Here is a 1,901-nt window from a genome sequence, read left to right as displayed (position 1 = left end):
ACTGATCAAGTGCCTGGAGCCCAACCGCCGGGTGGAAATCGAAGTGCGCGGGCTCAACTGAGGCCGCGCAGCAAGAACCAGCTGCCCGGCCTCACAGGATGAGGCCCGGGTGGCGGCAAGCTACCTCTGCCGGTGTATCGGGTGAGGTCAAAACCAAGGGACGCATGAGCGACCCTTCACTGTTGTTAATGGAGAGTTTCACAATGGCATTTGACGCGTATATCCAAATCGACGGCATCCCGGGCGAAGTACTGGATGACAAGCACAAGGACTGGATCGAAGTGCTGGGCTACGAGTACGGCGCCACCCAGGCCACCTCGGCCACCGCAAGTTCCTCGGGCGGTGCATCCTCCGAGCGGGTTGCCCTGAGCGACTTCAAGATCCGCAAGGCGGTCGACAAGGCTTCGGCCAAGCTGTTCGAACACTGCTGCACTGGCAAGCACATTGCCAAGCTGAAACTGAACGTGAACCGCGCCGGTGGTGACAAGGTCACCTACCTGACCATCGACATGGAAGAAGTCGTGGTGTCGTCGGTCAAGTTCGTCGCCGGCGGCAACCAGGGCGGTGAAGACAAGGCCGTGAGCGACCTGCCGATCGAAGAAATCAGCTTCAACTTCGCCCGTATCAAAACCACTTACACCCAGCAGAACCGCACCGACGGCCAGGCCGGCGGCAACATTGTCGGTGGCTGGGACCGTACCGCGAACAAAGTATTCGCCTAATCAGCTGCTTGCCCATGGGCCGCGCGCGCGGCCCATGTTGCGCAGCGTGCCGGCGCGTCGCCTGGCACGCTGCTTTCTTCCCCTGATCAGAGTGTCCTATGCCTGAAATCCTCAACGACCTTTCGCTGGCCACACTGGCCGCACCGATCGACGGCGGCAGCGGCGAAGATTTGAGCTTCTCCGCCCTTTTCGACCAGATCAAGGAGGCGCGCCGTGCCGACCCTGACTACCTCACCCAGGGCGACTGGCAAACCGATTTGAAGACCGCCGACTGGGAACAGGTCATCAGCCTGGCCGCCCAAGGCCTGACGCAGCACAGCAAGGACCTGATGCTGGTCGCCTGGCTCAGCGAAGGGCTGGCCCAGCGCGAGCATTTCGACGGCATCACCTTTGGCCTCGAACTGACCCGACAGGTGATGGAAACATTCTGGGACAGCCTGTATCCCGACCTGGAACACGGTATGGACGAGCGCGCGGCTCGCCTGTCCTGGCTGAAAACCACCCTTACCGACATCGCCGCTGGCTTGCCCATTACCCAGGGCGAGCATTTTGGCGTGCTGCGTTATGACGAATCACGTCACGTGGAAAACCTCGCGCTGCAGAACCCCAAGGCGATGCAGACCGCACTCAACGAAGGCAAGATCAACGCCGAAATCTTTCAGCGCTCGGTGGCCCTCAGCGATACCGAACACCTGCGCGCCAAAGCCTTGCAGATCGCCGCCAGCCTGCGCGCCTGCAACCAGCTGCAGGCGTGCATCGACCGGCTGTTCGACCACGACGCGCCGAGCTTTGCCAGCCTGGCCGACATGCTCTCGCGCGCCAACCATCTGGCGGAAAAGCTGCTCAAGGACCGGGGCGTTGAACTGCACCCTGTAGAGGTGGCGGGCACTGCGCCCGAACCCGACGTCGCCCCGCCCAGCGAAGCCGGGGAACCGATGGCCTCGCCCTCCCAGCCGACCGCCCCTGCGCCCATGCGCACCACCCCGCTGACCCGTGACGAAGCGTTCAACATGCTCGCGGGCGTGGCCCGGTTCTTCAAGCAGAGCGAACCGCAAAGCCCGGTGCCGTACCTGATCGAGCGCGCCATCAAGTGGGGCAACATGCCGCTGGAAGGCTGGCTGAGCGATGTGATCAAGGACAGCAACGTGGTCGACAACATTCGCGATGTACTGGGCACCC

General features: G+C 62.7%; 2 protein-coding genes. Both read left to right on the top strand.

Annotation, left to right across the window (positions count from 1 at the left end; genetic code table 11):
* The first annotated feature begins 203 nt into the window (after window positions 1-203).
* Window positions 204-722 carry a type VI secretion system tube protein Hcp gene (locus tag HP546_RS29715; RefSeq protein ID WP_016499518.1) on the top strand — a complete coding sequence of 173 codons (519 nt, stop codon included), beginning with the start codon at window positions 204-206 and terminating at the stop codon, window positions 720-722.
* A gap of 98 nt (window positions 723-820) precedes the next feature.
* On the top strand, window positions 821-1,901 hold a 1,081-nt coding region (gene tssA, locus HP546_RS29710), incomplete at its 3' end, for a type VI secretion system protein TssA (RefSeq protein ID WP_172233296.1).

The sequence above is a fragment of the Pseudomonas sp. CM25 genome, assembly GCF_013179705.1.
Taxonomy (GTDB): domain Bacteria; phylum Pseudomonadota; class Gammaproteobacteria; order Pseudomonadales; family Pseudomonadaceae; genus Aquipseudomonas.
Note: the sequence above shows the minus strand (reverse complement) of the source record. Positions and strands in the feature narration are given on the sequence as shown.

Excerpts from the sequence above, each read along its gene's own strand:
- HP546_RS29715 (WP_016499518.1), top strand. The coding sequence starts at position 204 with ATGGCATTTGACGCGTATATCCAAATCGACGGCATCCCGGGCGAAGTA.